10 protein-coding genes and 2 pseudogenes are annotated in these 14737 nt (G+C 74.3%); 9 read left to right on the top strand and 3 right to left on the bottom strand.

The window, feature by feature from the left end; all coding sequences use genetic code 11:
- Positions 1-485 precede the first annotated feature (485 nt).
- Positions 486-1292 (bottom strand): IclR family transcriptional regulator, encoded by an 807-nt coding sequence (locus BJP40_RS27640; protein ID WP_071283124.1) that lies wholly within the window; start codon positions 1290-1292, stop codon positions 486-488.
- A gap of 303 nt (positions 1293-1595) precedes the next feature.
- On the opposite strand from BJP40_RS27640, the gene allB reads away from it, so the two are divergent.
- The 5 genes and pseudogenes from allB to BJP40_RS27615 all read left to right on the top strand — a co-directional run.
- Positions 1596-2972 carry an allantoinase AllB gene (gene allB / locus BJP40_RS27635; RefSeq protein WP_371258705.1) on the top strand — a complete coding sequence of 459 codons (1377 nt, stop codon included), beginning with the start codon at positions 1596-1598 and terminating at the stop codon, positions 2970-2972.
- A 5-nt stretch (positions 2973-2977) separates the two neighbouring features.
- On the top strand, positions 2978-4102 hold the full coding sequence (gene alc / locus BJP40_RS27630) for an allantoicase (protein ID WP_071283126.1): 1125 nt from the start codon (positions 2978-2980) through the stop codon (positions 4100-4102).
- A 468-nt stretch (positions 4103-4570) separates the two neighbouring features.
- A complete protein-coding gene (locus BJP40_RS27625) occupies positions 4571-5194 on the top strand; it encodes a dihydrofolate reductase family protein (protein ID WP_071283125.1) in 624 nt (207 codons plus the stop codon).
- A gap of 222 nt (positions 5195-5416) precedes the next feature.
- Entirely contained in the window at positions 5417-6604 is a 1188-nt protein-coding gene (locus BJP40_RS27620) for a cytochrome P450 (protein WP_071283122.1), read from the top strand.
- Between the two features lie 7 nt (positions 6605-6611).
- Positions 6612-7028: pseudogene (locus BJP40_RS27615) on the top strand (PaaI family thioesterase); the annotation flags it as partial.
- Positions 7029-7228: 200 nt separating this feature from the next.
- Here BJP40_RS27615 and BJP40_RS27610 read toward each other — a convergent pair.
- Positions 7229-8245 carry a Gfo/Idh/MocA family oxidoreductase gene (locus BJP40_RS27610; protein ID WP_071283121.1) on the bottom strand — a complete coding sequence of 339 codons (1017 nt, stop codon included), beginning with the start codon at positions 8243-8245 and terminating at the stop codon, positions 7229-7231.
- A 62-nt stretch (positions 8246-8307) separates the two neighbouring features.
- Between BJP40_RS27610 and BJP40_RS27605 the strand changes: the two are divergent.
- Positions 8308-8745, top strand: a pseudogene (locus BJP40_RS27605) (GntR family transcriptional regulator); the annotation flags it as partial.
- 69 nt (positions 8746-8814) lie between these two features.
- Complete coding sequence (locus tag BJP40_RS27600; protein WP_071283120.1) at positions 8815-9345, top strand: MepB family protein; 531 nt, start codon at positions 8815-8817, stop codon at positions 9343-9345.
- A 222-nt stretch (positions 9346-9567) separates the two neighbouring features.
- Here BJP40_RS27600 and BJP40_RS35045 read toward each other — a convergent pair whose 3' ends face one another.
- Positions 9568-10485: a hypothetical protein gene (locus tag BJP40_RS35045; RefSeq protein WP_071283119.1), complete on the bottom strand. Its 918-nt coding sequence runs from the start codon at positions 10483-10485 to the stop codon at positions 9568-9570.
- 381 nt (positions 10486-10866) lie between these two features.
- Between BJP40_RS35045 and BJP40_RS27590 the strand changes: the two genes are divergently transcribed.
- Both BJP40_RS27590 and BJP40_RS27585 read left to right on the top strand, forming a co-directional pair.
- The gene (locus tag BJP40_RS27590) at positions 10867-12333 is read left to right on the top strand and encodes a DUF2079 domain-containing protein (protein ID WP_071283118.1); all 1467 of its coding nucleotides are present in this window, start codon (positions 10867-10869) and stop codon (positions 12331-12333) included.
- 1250 nt (positions 12334-13583) lie between these two features.
- On the top strand, positions 13584-14480 hold the full coding sequence (locus BJP40_RS27585; RefSeq protein ID WP_071283117.1) for a glutamate ABC transporter substrate-binding protein: 897 nt from the start codon (positions 13584-13586) through the stop codon (positions 14478-14480).
- The last annotated feature ends 257 nt before the right edge of the window (positions 14481-14737 follow it).

Genomic DNA, 14737 nt, shown 5'->3' with positions numbered 1-14737 from the left:
GCGGCGAGCCGGTGGAGCCCCCCACCGCGGGCCTGCGTGCGCGCGCTGCCGCCCGGCGGCTCCCGGGCACGGCGGCCCGGCGGGGCAGCGGCCCGGCGGGGCTTGCGGGGCGGTGCGTTCCAGGGCCCGGCGCGTACGCGGGGCTTCCGGGGTGGTGCGTCCGGCGGTCGGCCCCCGGCCTCCCGCCCGCCGCGGTCCGGACATGACCGGGCCGCGGCGCTGCGGGGCACGGGCCGGGGACGGGTTCCCGTGGGCGGGGCGGCCGTGGTGGTGCGGTCCGGCAGGCGGGGCCGCATCAGGGAACTGAGCGCCCCCCCCGCGCGGGCCTCGCAGGGGTGGTGCGGCCGGTCGCGGCCCCCGCCCGACCGGCCGGGAGGCGTGGGTGCCCGTGCGCCTCCGGAAGGCCGGGGCACGCCCCTGCCGGTACCGTCACAGGTGTGGAGGCACGGCCGGATCCAGGGCCGCGGGACGCGGAGCCGCCGGGTTCAGGCCTGAGGAGCCGCCGTGCTCGTCAGGGCCTGCGACAGGTCCTGCGCCACTTCCTGGAGGATCGGCACGATCCGGTCCGTGGCGGCCTCGGTGACCCGCCCCGCAGGGCCGGAGATGGAGATCGCCGCCGGGGTGGGGGAGTCGGGGACCGGCACCGCGAGGCAGCGGACCCCTATCTCCTGCTCGTTGTCGTCCACCGCGTAGCCGGCCGTGCGGACCTGCTCCAGCGCGGCCAGGAAGCCGTCGGGTGTGGTGATGGTCTTCTCGGTCGCCGCGGGCATGCCCGTACGGGAGAGCAGGGCCCGGACCTCGTCGGGGGAGGTGTGCGCCAGCAGCGCCTTGCCCACCCCCGTGGAGTGCGGCAGCACCCGCCGGCCGACCTCCGTGAACATGCGCATGGAGTGCTTCGACGGCACCTGCGCGACGTACACGATCTCGTCGCCGTCGAGCAGCGCCATGTTCGCCGTCTCGCCGGTCTCCTCCACGAGGCGGGCCAGGTAGGGCCGGGCCCAGGTGCCGAGCAGCCGGGACGCGGACTCGCCGAGGCGGATCAGGCGCGGCCCGAGGGCGTAGCGCCGGTTCGCCTGCTGGCGGACGTATCCGCAGGCGACGAGGGTGCGCATCAGCCGGTGGATGGTGGGCAGCGGCAGGCCGCTGCTCGACGAGAGCTCGCTCAGCCCGACCTCGCCCCCGGCGTCGGCCATCCGCTCCAGGAGGTCGAAGGCACGCTCAAGGGACTGGACGCCGCCGCCTCCCGCGGCGGGCTTGGCGGCGTCGGTGGCGTTGGCGCTGGACGTCGGCACGTCAACGGTCCTTTCGAGGCGGATGGACAAGGCAGCAGCCTACCGGGCCCGGCGGGGCGGCACTGCGCCCGAGCCGGGGAATCGATGCCGGTCAGGGGCTGTTTGTCCGGGTGTCCGCCGTGATCCCGGGGCGGTCGCCGAGTCGCCCGCTGTGCGGAGCTACGTTCTTCATGCCGGAATCCTTCTTCCACTTCATGGAAACATCCAAGCAGAGTCTCTCCTGCCGGGCGACTCTTGACGGCGCGGGACGCCCCGGTGAAGATTCCTTCAACAGTTCGTTGAAGTCTGCTGGAACGGACGGGAATGACGGAGATCTCGGGAGTGGGGAGCGGTGTGAGCATGGACGTGCCCGTGCACCTGGTGCTGCGTTCGACGCGCGTCGTGACCCCGGAGGGGACGCGCCCCGCGTCCATCGCCGTGTCCGGCGACGCCATCGCGGCGGTGCTGCCGCACGATGCGGAGGTCCCCGCCGGGGCCCGGGTCGAGGACGTCGGCGACGACGTCGTCCTCCCCGGCCTCGTGGACACCCACGTCCACGTGAACGACCCGGGCCGCACCGAGTGGGAGGGCTTCTGGACCGCCACCCGCGCCGCCGCGGCCGGCGGCATCACCACGCTGCTCGACATGCCGCTCAACTCCCTGCCGCCCACCACCACGGTCGAGCACCTGCGGGTGAAGCAGGACGTCGCCCGCGACAAGGCCCACGTCGACGTCGGGTTCTGGGGCGGCGCCCTGCCCGACAACGTCAAGGACCTGCGGCCCCTGCACGACGCCGGGGTCTACGGCTTCAAGTGCTTCCTGTCGCCCTCCGGCGTCGACGAGTTCCCGCCGCTCGACCAGGAGCAGCTCGCCACCTCCCTCGCCGAGATCGCCGGCTTCGACGGGCTGATGATCGTCCACGCGGAGGACCCGCACCACCTCGCCGCCGCACCGCAGAGGAGCTCCGCGAAGTACGCCGACTTCCTCGCCTCCCGGCCCCGCGACGCCGAGAACACCGCCATCGAGAACCTCGTCGCGCAGGCCCGCCGCCTCGACGCCCGGGTCCACGTCCTGCACCTGTCCTCCAGCGACGCCCTGCCGCTCATCGCCGCGGCCCGGCGCGAGGGCGTCCGGGTCACGGCCGAGACCTGCCCGCACTTCCTGACCCTCACCGCGGAGGAAGTGCCCGACGGGGCAACCGAGTTCAAGTGCTGCCCGCCCATCCGTGAGGCAGTCAACCAGGACGCCCTGTGGCAGGGGCTGGCCGACGGCACGATCGACTGCATCGTCTCCGACCACTCCCCGTCCACCGTCGACCTCAAGACCCCCGACTTCTCCACCGCCTGGGGCGGCATCTCCTCCCTCCAGCTCGGGCTGCCCGCCATCTGGACGGAGGCGCGCCGCCGCGGCCACACCCTCGACGACGTGGCCCGCTGGATGTCCACCGCCCCCGCCGCCCTCGCCGGACTCCACCGCAAGGGCGCCGTCGAAGCCGGCCGCGACGCCGACTTCGCCGTCCTCGCCCCCGACGAGACCTTCACCGTCGACCCGGCCGCGCTCCACCACCGCAACCGGGTCACCGCCTACGCGGGCCGCACCCTGTACGGCGTCGTCACCTCCACCTGGCTGCGCGGCGTACGCATCGCCGACCGCGGCATCCCCGCGGAGCGCAGCGGGCGACTGCTCGAAAGGAACACGTGAACCCCGTGACCGACACGACCGGCATACCCCGCTTCACCGGTGACGCCAGCCCGTACGGCGGCGGCGACCCGTACGCCGACTACCGCACCGCCGACTTCCCCTTCACCGGGCTCGCCGACCTCGCCGACCGCCGCCTCGGCGCGGGCGTCGTCGCCGCCAACGACGAGTTCTTCGCCGAGCGCGAGAACCTCCTCAAGCCCGAGGCCGCCGAGTTCGACCCCGAGCACTTCGGCCACAAGGGCAAGGTCATGGACGGCTGGGAGACCCGGCGCCGCCGCGGCGTCTCTGCCGAGCAGCCCCACCCCACCGCCGACGACCACGACTGGGCCCTCGTGCGGCTCGGCGCCCCCGGAGTGATCCGCGGCATCGTCGTCGACACCGCCCACTTCCGCGGCAACTACCCGCAGGCCGTGTCCGTCGAAGGCGCCTCCGTACCGGGCTCCCCCTCACCCGGGGAACTCCTCGGCCCCGACGTGGAGTGGACCAGCGTCGTACCCCGCACCGCCGTCGGCGGCCACGCGGCGAACGGCTTCGCCGTCGACGTGGAGCGGCGCTTCACGCACCTGCGCCTCAACCAGCACCCCGACGGCGGCATCGCCCGCCTCCGCGTGTACGGCGAGGTCGCCCCCGACCCGGCATGGCTGGGCGCCCTCGGCACCTTCGACGTCGTCGCCCTGGAGAGCGGCGGGAGCGTCGAGGACGCCTCCGACCGCTTCTACTCCCCAGCCACCAACACCATCCAGCCGGGCCGCTCCCGCAAGATGGACGACGGCTGGGAGACCCGGCGCAGGCGCGACCTCGGCAACGACTGGATCCGCTACCGGCTGGCCGAACAGGCCGAGATCCGCGCCGTCGAGATCGACACCGCCTACCTCAAGGGCAACAGCGCCGGCTGGGCCTCGCTGTCCGTCCGCGACGGCGAGGACGGGCAGTGGACCGAGTTCCTGCCCCGCACCCGCCTCCAGCCCGACACCAACCACCGGTTCGTCCTGCCCGAACCGGCCGTCGGCACCCACGTCCGCATCGACATCCACCCCGACGGCGGCATCTCGCGCCTCCGCCTCTTCGGCTCCCTGACGGACGAGGGCGCCAAGCGCCTCACCGCCCGCCACCAGGAGCTCGGGGGCTGACCGGCCCCCGCACCAGGGCAGTGCGACACCTGCCCGCTCCGGGGCGGGGCGCCCCGGCCCGACAGCACCGGAGCGCCCCGCCCCGGCACCCAGCCCCGCCTCCCGGCCTCCCGGGAGGCGTACCGCCGTACGAGCCGTGGCCACGGCCGCCCGTCGAGCCCCGGAGCCTCGCCCCGGCCCCGGAGGCGCTGCTGCCGCAGCCGTACCACCCCGCCCGCCGGGCGGGCCCGCTCGCCGAGCCCGGCCCCGCGAGTGTCATACGGGCTGTCCGACCCCGTACCGCCGGGCCGCGGTGCCGTCGCCAGGCTTCGCGCCCGCCACCGGGCCCCGGCCCGGCGCGGCCGGTGCGCGGGGGCGCTGCTCCGGTGGAGGGAGCGCCACGCCGTGTCGGGGCGCACCGGTGAGTTCCCCCGCCCCGAGCGGTCTGAGGTGGTGGAGACACTCACCGACGACCGGAAGGCACCCGCCGTGGCCGAGCTCACCCTCACCTCGTTCCTCACCCTCGACGGCGTAGTCCAGGCCCCCGGGGGCCCCGACGAGGACCGCAGCGACGACTTCGCCCTCGGTGGCTGGCTCGCGCCCTTCGTCGACGAGGACATGGCCGGCTTCCTGCACGAGGTGATGGACCGCGCCGGCGCGTTCCTCCTCGGCCGCCGCACCTACGAGATCTTCGCTTCGTACTGGCCCCACGCCGCCGACCCGGACGACCCGATCGCGAACCGCCTCAACCACCTGCCCAAGCACGTCGTGACGCGCACCCTGGACCACGTCGACTGGCACAACTCGCGCATCCTCCCGGGAGAGGACCTGACCGACGCCGTCCACCGGCTCAAGCAGGAGCCGGGCGGGGAGGTCCAGGTGCACGGCAGCGGCCGGCTCGCCCGGCACCTGCTCGCCCACGGGCTCGTCGACGCCTGCAACCTCCTCGTCGCCCCCGTCCTCCTCGGCTCCGGCCGCCGCCTCTTCCCCGAGCCCGGGACCCCCACCTCTCTCGCGCTCACCGGGCACCGCACCACCCGCTCAGGGGTGGCCATCCTGACCTACCGCCCCACCGGCCCCGCCCGGTTCGGCACGGTGGGCGCCGACGAGTGACCGCGTGCGGCCCGCGACCGTCCGCCTGCCGGCACCGGTCGCCGGCCGTGATCACCGCGAGGCCCGCTGCGGTGCCGCCACCCGGCTCGCCGCCCCCGCTGCGCGGGACCGCGAGACCGCCCGGCCTCCTCCCACTCCGAGGGTGCTCGGGGGTACCCGGAGCCACGTGTGCAAGTGGCTGCAAAGGGAAGGGACTTCGAGGCCACGACCTAGGCTGGGGTGATGACCGTCATCGACCTGGCAGAGTTCGGACCGGAGTTCAACGCCGACCCCTATCCCTTCTACGACCGGATGCGCGCCCGGGGACCCGTCCACGAGGTGTGCGACCGGGCCGGGAACCGGTTCTGGCTGATCGTCGGACACGCCGAGGCCAAGAAGGCCCTCACCGACCCACGGTTGTCCAAGTCCGCCGAGACCGTCGGCATGACGCTGCTCGACGAAGAAGTCATCGGCCGCCACATGCTGGGCCTCGACCCGCCCGACCACACCCGTCTGCGCCGCCTCGTCGCCCGCGAGTTCACCGGGCGGCGCATGGATGCGCTCCGGCCCCGCATCCAGGACGTCGCGGACGGCCTGCTGGATGGCATGGCGGCCGAGCCCGGGCGCCGCGCAGACCTCGTGGGCGCGTTCGCCTTCCCGCTGCCGATCACCGTCATCTGCGAACTGCTCGGCGTGCCCACCGCCGACCGGGACCGGTTCCGCGACTGGTCCAACGAGGTCGTCGCCCCCACCGGACCCGACACGGAGAAGGCCGCCGTGCACGGCCTGGCCGCTTACCTCGACGCGCTCATCGAGGACAAGCGGCGCTCGGCGGCCGACGACCTGTTGTCGGCGCTGCTGCGCACCAGCGACGAGGACGGTGACCGGCTCTCCGCCACCGAGCTGCGCGCCATGGCCTACCTGCTGCTCGTCGCCGGACACGAGACGACCGTCAACCTCATCTCCAACGGCGTCCGGGCCCTGCTCACCCACCCGGATCAACTCGACGTCCTCTGGGACGACTTCGGGCTGCTGGACGGTGCGATCGAGGAGATGCTGCGGTACGACGGGCCGGTGGAGACCGCGACCTACCGCTTCACCCGCGAGCCGGTGCCGCTCGGCGGCACCGTCATCCCGGCGGGCAGGGCCGTCCTGGTCGGCCTCGCGGCAGGCGACCGCGACCCAGGGAAGTACCCGGACCCCGACCGCTTCGACATCCGCCGCGATCCCGCGGGCCACCTCGCCTTCGGGCACGGCATCCACTTCTGCCTGGGCGCCCCGCTGGCCCGGCTGGAGGCACGGATCGCCCTCCGCTCCCTGCTGGAGCGCTTCCCCGGTCTGGCGCTCGACCCCGACCCCTCCGGGGCACCGCTCGACTGGCTGCCCGGCCTCCTCATGCGCGGCGTACGCCGACTCCCCGTCAGGTGGTGAAGCAGCGATGACCGATCCCACGACCGACCCCGCGCGGGAACTCGCCGGCAAGGTGCTCGACGGTCAGCCCTTCAGCCGGCTCCTCGGCGCCCGGGTCACCGCCTTCCGTGAGGGGACGGCGACGCTGGAGCTCGACATCCGGGAGGAGCTGCACCAGCAGAACGGTTTCCTCCACGGCGGCGTCCTGTCGTACGCCGCGGACAACGCGATCACCTTCGCCGCCGGAACCGCCCTCGGACCAGCCGTGCTGACGTCCGGGTTCTCCATCCAGTACGTGCGCCCCGCCACCGGCCGCACCCTCGCGGCCCGCGCCACCGTCGTCCACGCCGGCCGCCGTCAGGCAGTGGTGCGCTGCGACCTGGTGACCCGGGACGGGGAGGGGGCCGAGACGCTGTGCGCCGTGGCCCAGGGCACGGTGCTGGCCACCGCCCCGGAGCGCCCCGCCGGGACCGCGTCGCCGGGGCCCCACGCAGCGGGGGACGCACCCTTCGCGCCTGCCGCCGACGCGCACGGCGGCAGCGGCATCGCCGACCGGGCCGTCCACGACGCCGACAGCGCTGACGGCGCCGGGGCCGTGCCCGGGACCTGAGGGGAGGGCGCCGCCCGGACCCGGCCCGGGCGTCCTCACGCCGGCGGTGCGAGCCCGGGGATCTCCCGCAACCGCACCGGCCGGTGCTCCCGGCGCGACAGTTCGCACGCCTCCGCGACCCGCAGCGCCTCCAGCGCCTCGCGCCCGTCGCACGGGTTGTCCCGCTCCCCGCGCACGAACCGTACGAAGGCGTCCAGTTCCCCCTGGTAGGCGGAAGCGAACCGTTCAAGGAAGCCGGGCCAGGGCTGGGTGGCCGGAGGCGGCCCCTTGGGCTCGGTCGAGGTGATCGGGGTGCGGTCGTCGAGGCCCACCCCGAGCTGGTCGCGCTCCCCGGCCAGCTCCATGCGCACGTCGTAGCCGGCGCCGTTGCACCGGGTCGCCGTCGCCGTGACCAGCGTGCCGTCGTCCAGGGTGAGCAGGGCGGCCGCGGTGTCCACGTCCCCGGCGTCGCGGAAGACCTCGGGCCCCGCGTCCGACCCCACCGCGTAGACCTCCATCACCTCGTGGCCCGTCACCCAGCGCACCATGTCGAAGTCGTGCACCAGGCAGTCCCGGTACAGCCCGCCGGAGACCGGCAGGTACGCGGCCGGCGGCGGAGCCGCGTCGGACGTCAGGGTCCGCACGGTGTGCAGCCGGCCCAGGCGTCCCGCCCGTACCGCCTCCCGGGCCGTGGCGTACCCGGCGTCGAACCGGCGCATGAAGCCGATCTGCAGCGGCGTACCGGCCTGCGCGACGGCGTGCAGGGCCCGCAGCGTGCTGTCCAGGTCGGGGGCGATGGGCTTCTCGCAGAAGGCGGGCAGACCGGCGCGTGCCGCACGGATGATCAGTTCGGCGTGGGCGGAGGTGGCCGAGGTGATGACCACGGCGTCCACGCCCCACGAGAAGACCTCGTCGACGCTGGGGGCGGCCGTGGCGCCGATGGCCCGCGCCACCTCGGCTGCCCGCTCGTGGTCCACGTCGGTGAGCAGCAGCCCGCCCACGTGCGCGTGCCCGGCCAGTACCTTCGCGTGGAATGTTCCGATACGACCGGTTCCAATCAATCCGATACGCATGTCCCCAAGTGCTCACGGTCGGGATGCCGTGTCAAGCAGGGCATCGGGTTCTGTCCGGACAACAGGTCGCCGCCGCCCTCGCCGTCCCGGAGGGCGTCGACGTCCTGTACGTGGAACGGCTCCGCACTGCTCAGGGCGAACCCCTGGCGCTGCTCCGCAACCGCTTCCCCGCCGGACTGCTCGGCCCGGACGGCGGCCGGTGGGAAACCACCGGCCTGTACCGGCTGATGCGCGGTGCGGGCATCGCCCTGCACAGCGCCCGCCAGACCGTGGGCGCCCGCACCGCCGCGGACGCGGAGGCCGAACTGCTCGGCGAGCCCGCGGGCGCCCCCGTCCTGGCCGTGGAGCGCACCACGTACGACGACGCAGGGCGCCCCGTCGAGTCCGGCTCGCACGTCTACCGCGCCTCCCGCTACACCTTCGAGTTCCAGCTCCTCGCACGCGGCCAGGGCCCGCCTCCCGGGGGCGGCCCGGGCATACCGCCCGGCCACGGGCCCTGAAGGCAGACCAGGGGCGGCCGGGTGAGGGGCCCGAGCGGGACGGGGCGGGCACGGTGGCACGATGACGGCATGGTGACGCATCAGCCGTGGACGGCACTGCACGGCGACCTCCAGGCGGCGAAGGCGCGGGTGTACGACCCGAGCGGCTTCGCCTGCTCGATGCCGGTGCCGGAACCGGAGAGCGCCGCGTACGCGGCCTGCGCGTTCACGCTCGGCGGCCGCGCGGTCCGGTTCCGCGCGGCCAGGACCACGCCCACGAAGGCCGGCCAGTTCGTCACCGTGTGGCAGCGGTCAGCCGAGGGGCCGATCCGCCCCTTCGACGCGGCGGACGGGGTGGATCTGTTCGTCGTCGGCAGCCGTGACGACGACGGATGGGGGCAGTTCGTGTTCCCGTGCGAGGTGCTGTGCGAGCGGGGTGTCGTGTCCCGCGACGGCTCCGGCGGGAAGCGCGGTTTCCGTGTCTACCCGCCGTGGGTGTCCACGACCAGCCGGCAGGCCCGCGGCACCCAGGCGTGGCAGCTGGACCACTTCCTCGACCTGGGCCTGGACGGCGGTCCTGTCGACCTGGTGCGCGCCCGGGCCCTCTACCGCTGCGGGTGAGGGCCACGCGGCCCGGCCGTGCCGTGCGCCGACCGAGGGGGCCCGCCCGGGCGGGGCCGCCGGGGCTCCCGTGGTCCCGTGGCACACGTCCGCTCCTCGCCCGGGCCCGGCCGGTGGCCCCGCGCCGCGCCCCGACGCGGGCATGCCGCGTGCCTCACCACGCGGGTGCGCCGTGCCCGGAGCGCTCGGGGCACGGCACACCTCGGCGGGTCGCCGGTGGCGTCAGGTGCGCCGACCGGACTTGGCCAGGCCCTTGTCGACGGCCAGGGGACCGGCACCCGGTACGGGCACGCTGCGGGCGGCGACCTCCTCACCCGGCTGCGGGCTCGCGGGGGTCCACACGACCGGGTCCGCGCAGTCGAGTGTGTCGGGTTCGCCCCGGTCGACCTCGCAGCTGGTCTCGTAGACCTCGCCCTCGGTGGTGACCACCTCGACGATGACCTCGTTCATGGTCTCCGCGATGGAGATGCCGCAGGGGTTCTCCGGATAGCCCACGGCACCGTCGGTGAGGTCGTACCAGGTGTACGCCGGCTCGTCCGGGTTGGGCGCGTTGAAGTCGTACACGCCGGCGTACGCGGTCCCGTCCGGGGTCAGGACGGCCTTGTACTTGACCTCTCGCTCATCCCAGGACGTGGCGACGGACACGCACGGCCCGACAGGGCCGGTGGCCCCCGTGGCGCCGGCCGGTCCGGTGGGTCCGGTGGCACCTGCGGGTCCGGTGGCTCCGGCGGGTCCGGTGGGTCCGGTGGCGCCGGCCGGTCCGGTGGGTCCGGTGGGTCCGGTGGCTCCGGTCGCTCCGCCTCCGGGGCCGGTGGGCCCGGTCGGTCCCGTCGCGCCGGTGGCCCCCGTCGCGCCGGTGGCACCGGTCGCGCCGGTGGGTCCCGTCGGGCCGGTGGGTCCGGTGGGGCCGGTCGGCCCGGTGGCCCCCTTGCACTTGTCCTTGTCGTGGCCGTGGTCGCCGCCCGCGGCAGGGGAGCCGGCCAGGGGCCCGTAGAGCTCCTCGTCCGTGCCGCCGTTCTCGTGGTGCCGGCACTTGTCGCCGGTTGCCGGTACCGCGGCCGCCTGCGACGGGGGCGTGCCCTGCTGCGTCGCCAGTGCGGTGCCGCTGAAGCCCAGGACGACCAGTGCCACCGAAGTCATGGCCCCGCCTGCCAGCCACCTGCCCCGGGAGGGGAGCGGGCCGAGGGGGGATGCGGCCCTGTTCTCAGGACTCATGGGATGTGCTCCTCGTGGAAGCGAAGGGAGGATGGGTGCGGAGGCTCCGGGCCTCCTTGCACATGCATGCGGTCGAACGGGCACACCCACGACCGACGAAGGGTGCATTTCGTCCTATCGAATGACTGATCGTTGCGTCGGTGGGAGCAACCTCCGCGCGGCCCCCGCAGCGGTCTCGGCACGGGACCGCCTTCCGCCTCGGCTGTTCGGAGGATTCCGGCCCCCGCGCAGAACGGTCCGGGCGCCGGTCCGGGGCGGCGCTGGCATCGTGAGGTGCCTGGGACCCCGCTTCCGGAAGGCACCGACATGCAGGCACCCCCCACCCCGAGCCTCGCGTTCCCGCCTCGGCCGCCGGCCGCACCCGAGGCCACGGAGCCGGCGTCGCCGCACGGGGGCGGCGCCGGCATCACCTGGTGGATGTGGTCCCTGGCGGGGGCGCTCTTCCTCGCGTACACGGCGCTGTCGCTCCGTCTCCACCAGCGGATGCTGACGAACGCCTTCGACCTCGCCATCTTCGAACAGGTCGTGCAGTCCTACGCCGCCGGGCACCTGCCGGTCTCCGAGGTGAAGGGACCGGGCTTCCCCGTGATGGGGGACCACTTCCACCCGATCCTGGCCCTGATCGCCCCCCTCTACCGGCTCTGGCCCACGCCGACGGTCCTGCTCGTCGTCCAGGCCGCGCTCGTCGCGGGCAGCGTCCTGCCGCTGGCCCTGTGGGCCCGGCGGGTCCTGGGCGCGGGAGCCGCCGCCGTGATCGGCGGCTGCTACGGCCTGTCCTGGGGGATCGCCAGCGGCGTCGCCGCGGACTTCCACGAGGTCGCCTTCGCGGTACCCCTGCTGGCGTGCTCCCTGAGCGCCCTCGGCAGCGGCCGGCTGCCGGCCGCTGCGTGCTGGGCCCTGCCCCTGCTGCTGGTCAAGGAGGACCTCGGGCTCACGGTGGCCGTCATCGGCGTTCTCATCGCGGTCCGCGGCCGGCGCCGGCTCGGACTCGCCACGGCCGCGGCCGGCCTGGCCGGCACGGCCCTGGCCATGCTGCTGATCCTCCCGGCCTTCCATCCCGGAGGGGCGTACGCCTACACCCACTGGATCACGGGGGGCGGCGCCGGCGGGCCGGTGGACCTGCTGCACAAGGTCACGATCGGGATGGTCACCCCGGAGGCCAAGGCCACGACCCTGCTCCTCGTGCTGGCGCCGACCCTGTTCCTGGCCCTGCGGTCGCCGCTGGTGTGGGTGGCGCTGCCGACCCTCCTGTGGCGTTTCGCCTCCGACCTGTCCACCCACTGGGGCACCGGCTACCACTACTCGCTCGTGCTGATGCCGGTGGTCTTCGCGGCCTTCGTCGACGCGCTGGCCCGGCGCCGCCCCGACCGCGGGAGCCTCCGCCGCCACGTGGCAGGCTGCGCCGCGGTCACCCTCCTGCTGCTGCCGAGCTATCCGCTCTGGTGGCTCGCGCAGCCGGAGACCTGGAGGCACGACCCGCGCGTCGCGACCGCGCACCGCCTGATGGACCTGATCCCCGACGGGGTCACGGTCCAGGCGTCCAACCAACTCGTGCCGCAGCTCGCGGACCGGACCAGCGTCAGCCTGTACGGGTGGGCGGACAGCCGCCCCGACCCTGAATGGATCATGGTGGACACGCGGGTGCCGTCGCACCGGCGGTGGCCGCAGGACTTCTTCACCGAGCGGAAGTCACTGCAGCAGGCCCGGCAGCAGGGCTACCGCACCGTCGCCGAGGAGGACGGCTTCGTCCTGCTCGCCCGCCGCTCCCGCTGAACGCGTGCGCCGGTCCGCGTCCGGCCGTGCCCGGCGCTCGGCGTCGCCCGGGTGGCTCCCGCCGCCGGGCGCATGTGCCGTCGGGGCGCGGATCGACCGCCGTTCCCGCCGGGAGCGGGTGTCGCACGGGGAAACGGGTCGTTCCTTTCGGGCGCGCGCTGGAACACCGGTGTGCCGTGCGGCAGTTCCGTGTCCGTCGGACCGCGTCGAGGAAAAGGCGGCGAGGCTCCGCACTTCGCTTTCCCGTGCGGTTCCGCAATTCCGGGCGTGGCGGCCGACGGGCGGCACCGTGGCCCATTCGGGACGTGATCTCCCGGAAATACGAAGGGGGTGAGGCATGTCGCGGGCGCATGCCACCGGCCGAGGCCGGAGGGGCGCGTGAAGGGCTGCAAGATGCGTCGTCGACACGGGAGTTCGGCCGCCCCGCTCGGGCGTACCCGCCGCGGTGGGGCCCCGCGTCCGCGGGCGTCGAGACGCGGTACGGACCTCGGTCCGGCCCCGTGCCCGAGCTCGGGGACGCGAACGCCGCCGCCTCCGCGGATACGGTCCGCGTCCCCTTCCCGCAGGCGTTCCTCGGCCTGCCCCCGCGGCGCGGGCGGGCCGTGACGCAGGCAGTGACACGGTCTGGGGGAGAGCCCGGCGCGACCCCGGGGACCCGCGCGGACTCGGCCAGGGTGTCGGCGTTCGGCTCCGTCTCTGTGGGAGACGCGGTCTCCCGCCCCGTTCGCCCCGGACGGGCGGTCGCCGAACCGCGCACGCCACGGAGATCATTTCGAGGGGAGAACCCCTGTGGGACATCGGGGAAAGGGTTCGAGGCGGGAGAAATATCCCGGAGTGCCTGATTGCCTTCCAATCGTTATCCTCAATTTCCGCTCAAACGGGATGACGGTTCCCGCTCGCCGCGCCTAGCGTCCTCGGCAACCCGAACGGGGCGGAGGCGAGAGAGGCAGATGGGCGGAGTGTCGGTGGCGAAGAACGCCGTGGTCGCCGCGGCGACCGACGGCCTGTCGGCGCCGCCTGGCGGGCATCGACGCTTTCGGCCCGCGTCCCGCAGGACACCGGGCTGATCGCACCCGCGGCGAGGTGGAGGTCCGGAGCCCGGACCGAGGGCGGGCCGCCTCGCGACGCGCGGTCGACCACCCGGAAACGACCGATCCGGGTGCGTCTCCGCACGGCGGCGGAGCGAGCCTCCCTTCCCTCGCAGACCTCTGTCACCGGTCCCCGCATGTTCACGACTTGAGAGATTCCGCATGAAGCTGCCCAAGGCCTCAGCCGCCGCCTCCGCCGTCGTCCTCGCCCTGACCCTCACCGCGTGCGGCGACGAGAGCGCCGACGACGCCCGGTCGGTCACCCCGGAGGCGCCCCGCTACGAGGTGGCCCAGAACGTCGAACTGGACTCCGCGACGTTCACCAAGGCCAAGGAGCGCGGCAAGCTGATCATCGGCTCGAAGGCCGACCAGCCGTACCTGTCCTACGAGGACCCGGCCACGAAGCAGCGCTCCGGTTTCGACATCGAGATCGCCCGCATGGTCGCCGCGGACCTCGGCTTCGGCGAGGACCGGATCGAGTGGAAGACGATCCTGACCAGCGCCCGCGAGGACGCCATCATCCAGGGCGAGGTCGACTACTACGTCGGCACCTACACGATCAACGACAAGCGCAAGGAGCTCGTCGGCTTCGCGGGCCCGTACTACAGGGCCGGCGCGGACCTCCTGGTCCGCAAGGACGAGGAGGACATCACGGGGACCGCCACCCTGAAGGGCAGGAAGGTCTGCTCCATCGTCGGGTCCACCGCGCTGCAGGAGATCAAGAAGCCCAAGTACGGTGCGCAGACCACGGAGCTCTCCAAGTACTCCGACTGCGTGCGGCAGCTGCTGGACGGCCACGTCGACGCCGTCACGACGGACGACGCGATCCTCAAGAGCTACGCGGCGTCCGACCCCGGCAAGCTCAAGGTGATCGGCAGGGCCTTCACCTACGAGCCGTACGGCATCGGCATGGCCAAGGACGACAGGAAGCTCCGCGAGTTCGTGAACGACACGCTGGAGCGGCGCTGGAAGGACGGCACGTACCGGAAGATCTACGACGCCACGCTCGGCCTGTCGGGCTCCCCCTACGACGAGCCCCCGGCCGTCGAACGCTACTGAGCCGCGGTGCCGCCGTCGCGCCCGCTGCGGGCCGGCACCGTCCGCTGCGGACGCCGGGACGCGCCCGCGCCGTGCCGGAGGAGCAGCGCGGGACCGTACCGCCGCGGCGGTACGGTCCCCTCCCCGGCCGGCGCCGGGTCCGTCCCGCCGCCCCCGCGCCACGCGCGGGGTGCCTGATCCCGCCCCGGTGCGGGGGTGCCGGGGAAGGCGCTCGGCCCTTCGCCCGCCGGCCGGTGGCGGTCCGGGCCCTGGACCCG

Origin of the sequence: Streptomyces sp. CC53, from assembly GCF_001865245.1 — a bacterium.
Classification (GTDB): domain Bacteria; phylum Actinomycetota; class Actinomycetes; order Streptomycetales; family Streptomycetaceae; genus Streptomyces.
Note: the sequence above shows the minus strand (reverse complement) of the source record. Positions and strands in the feature narration are given on the sequence as shown.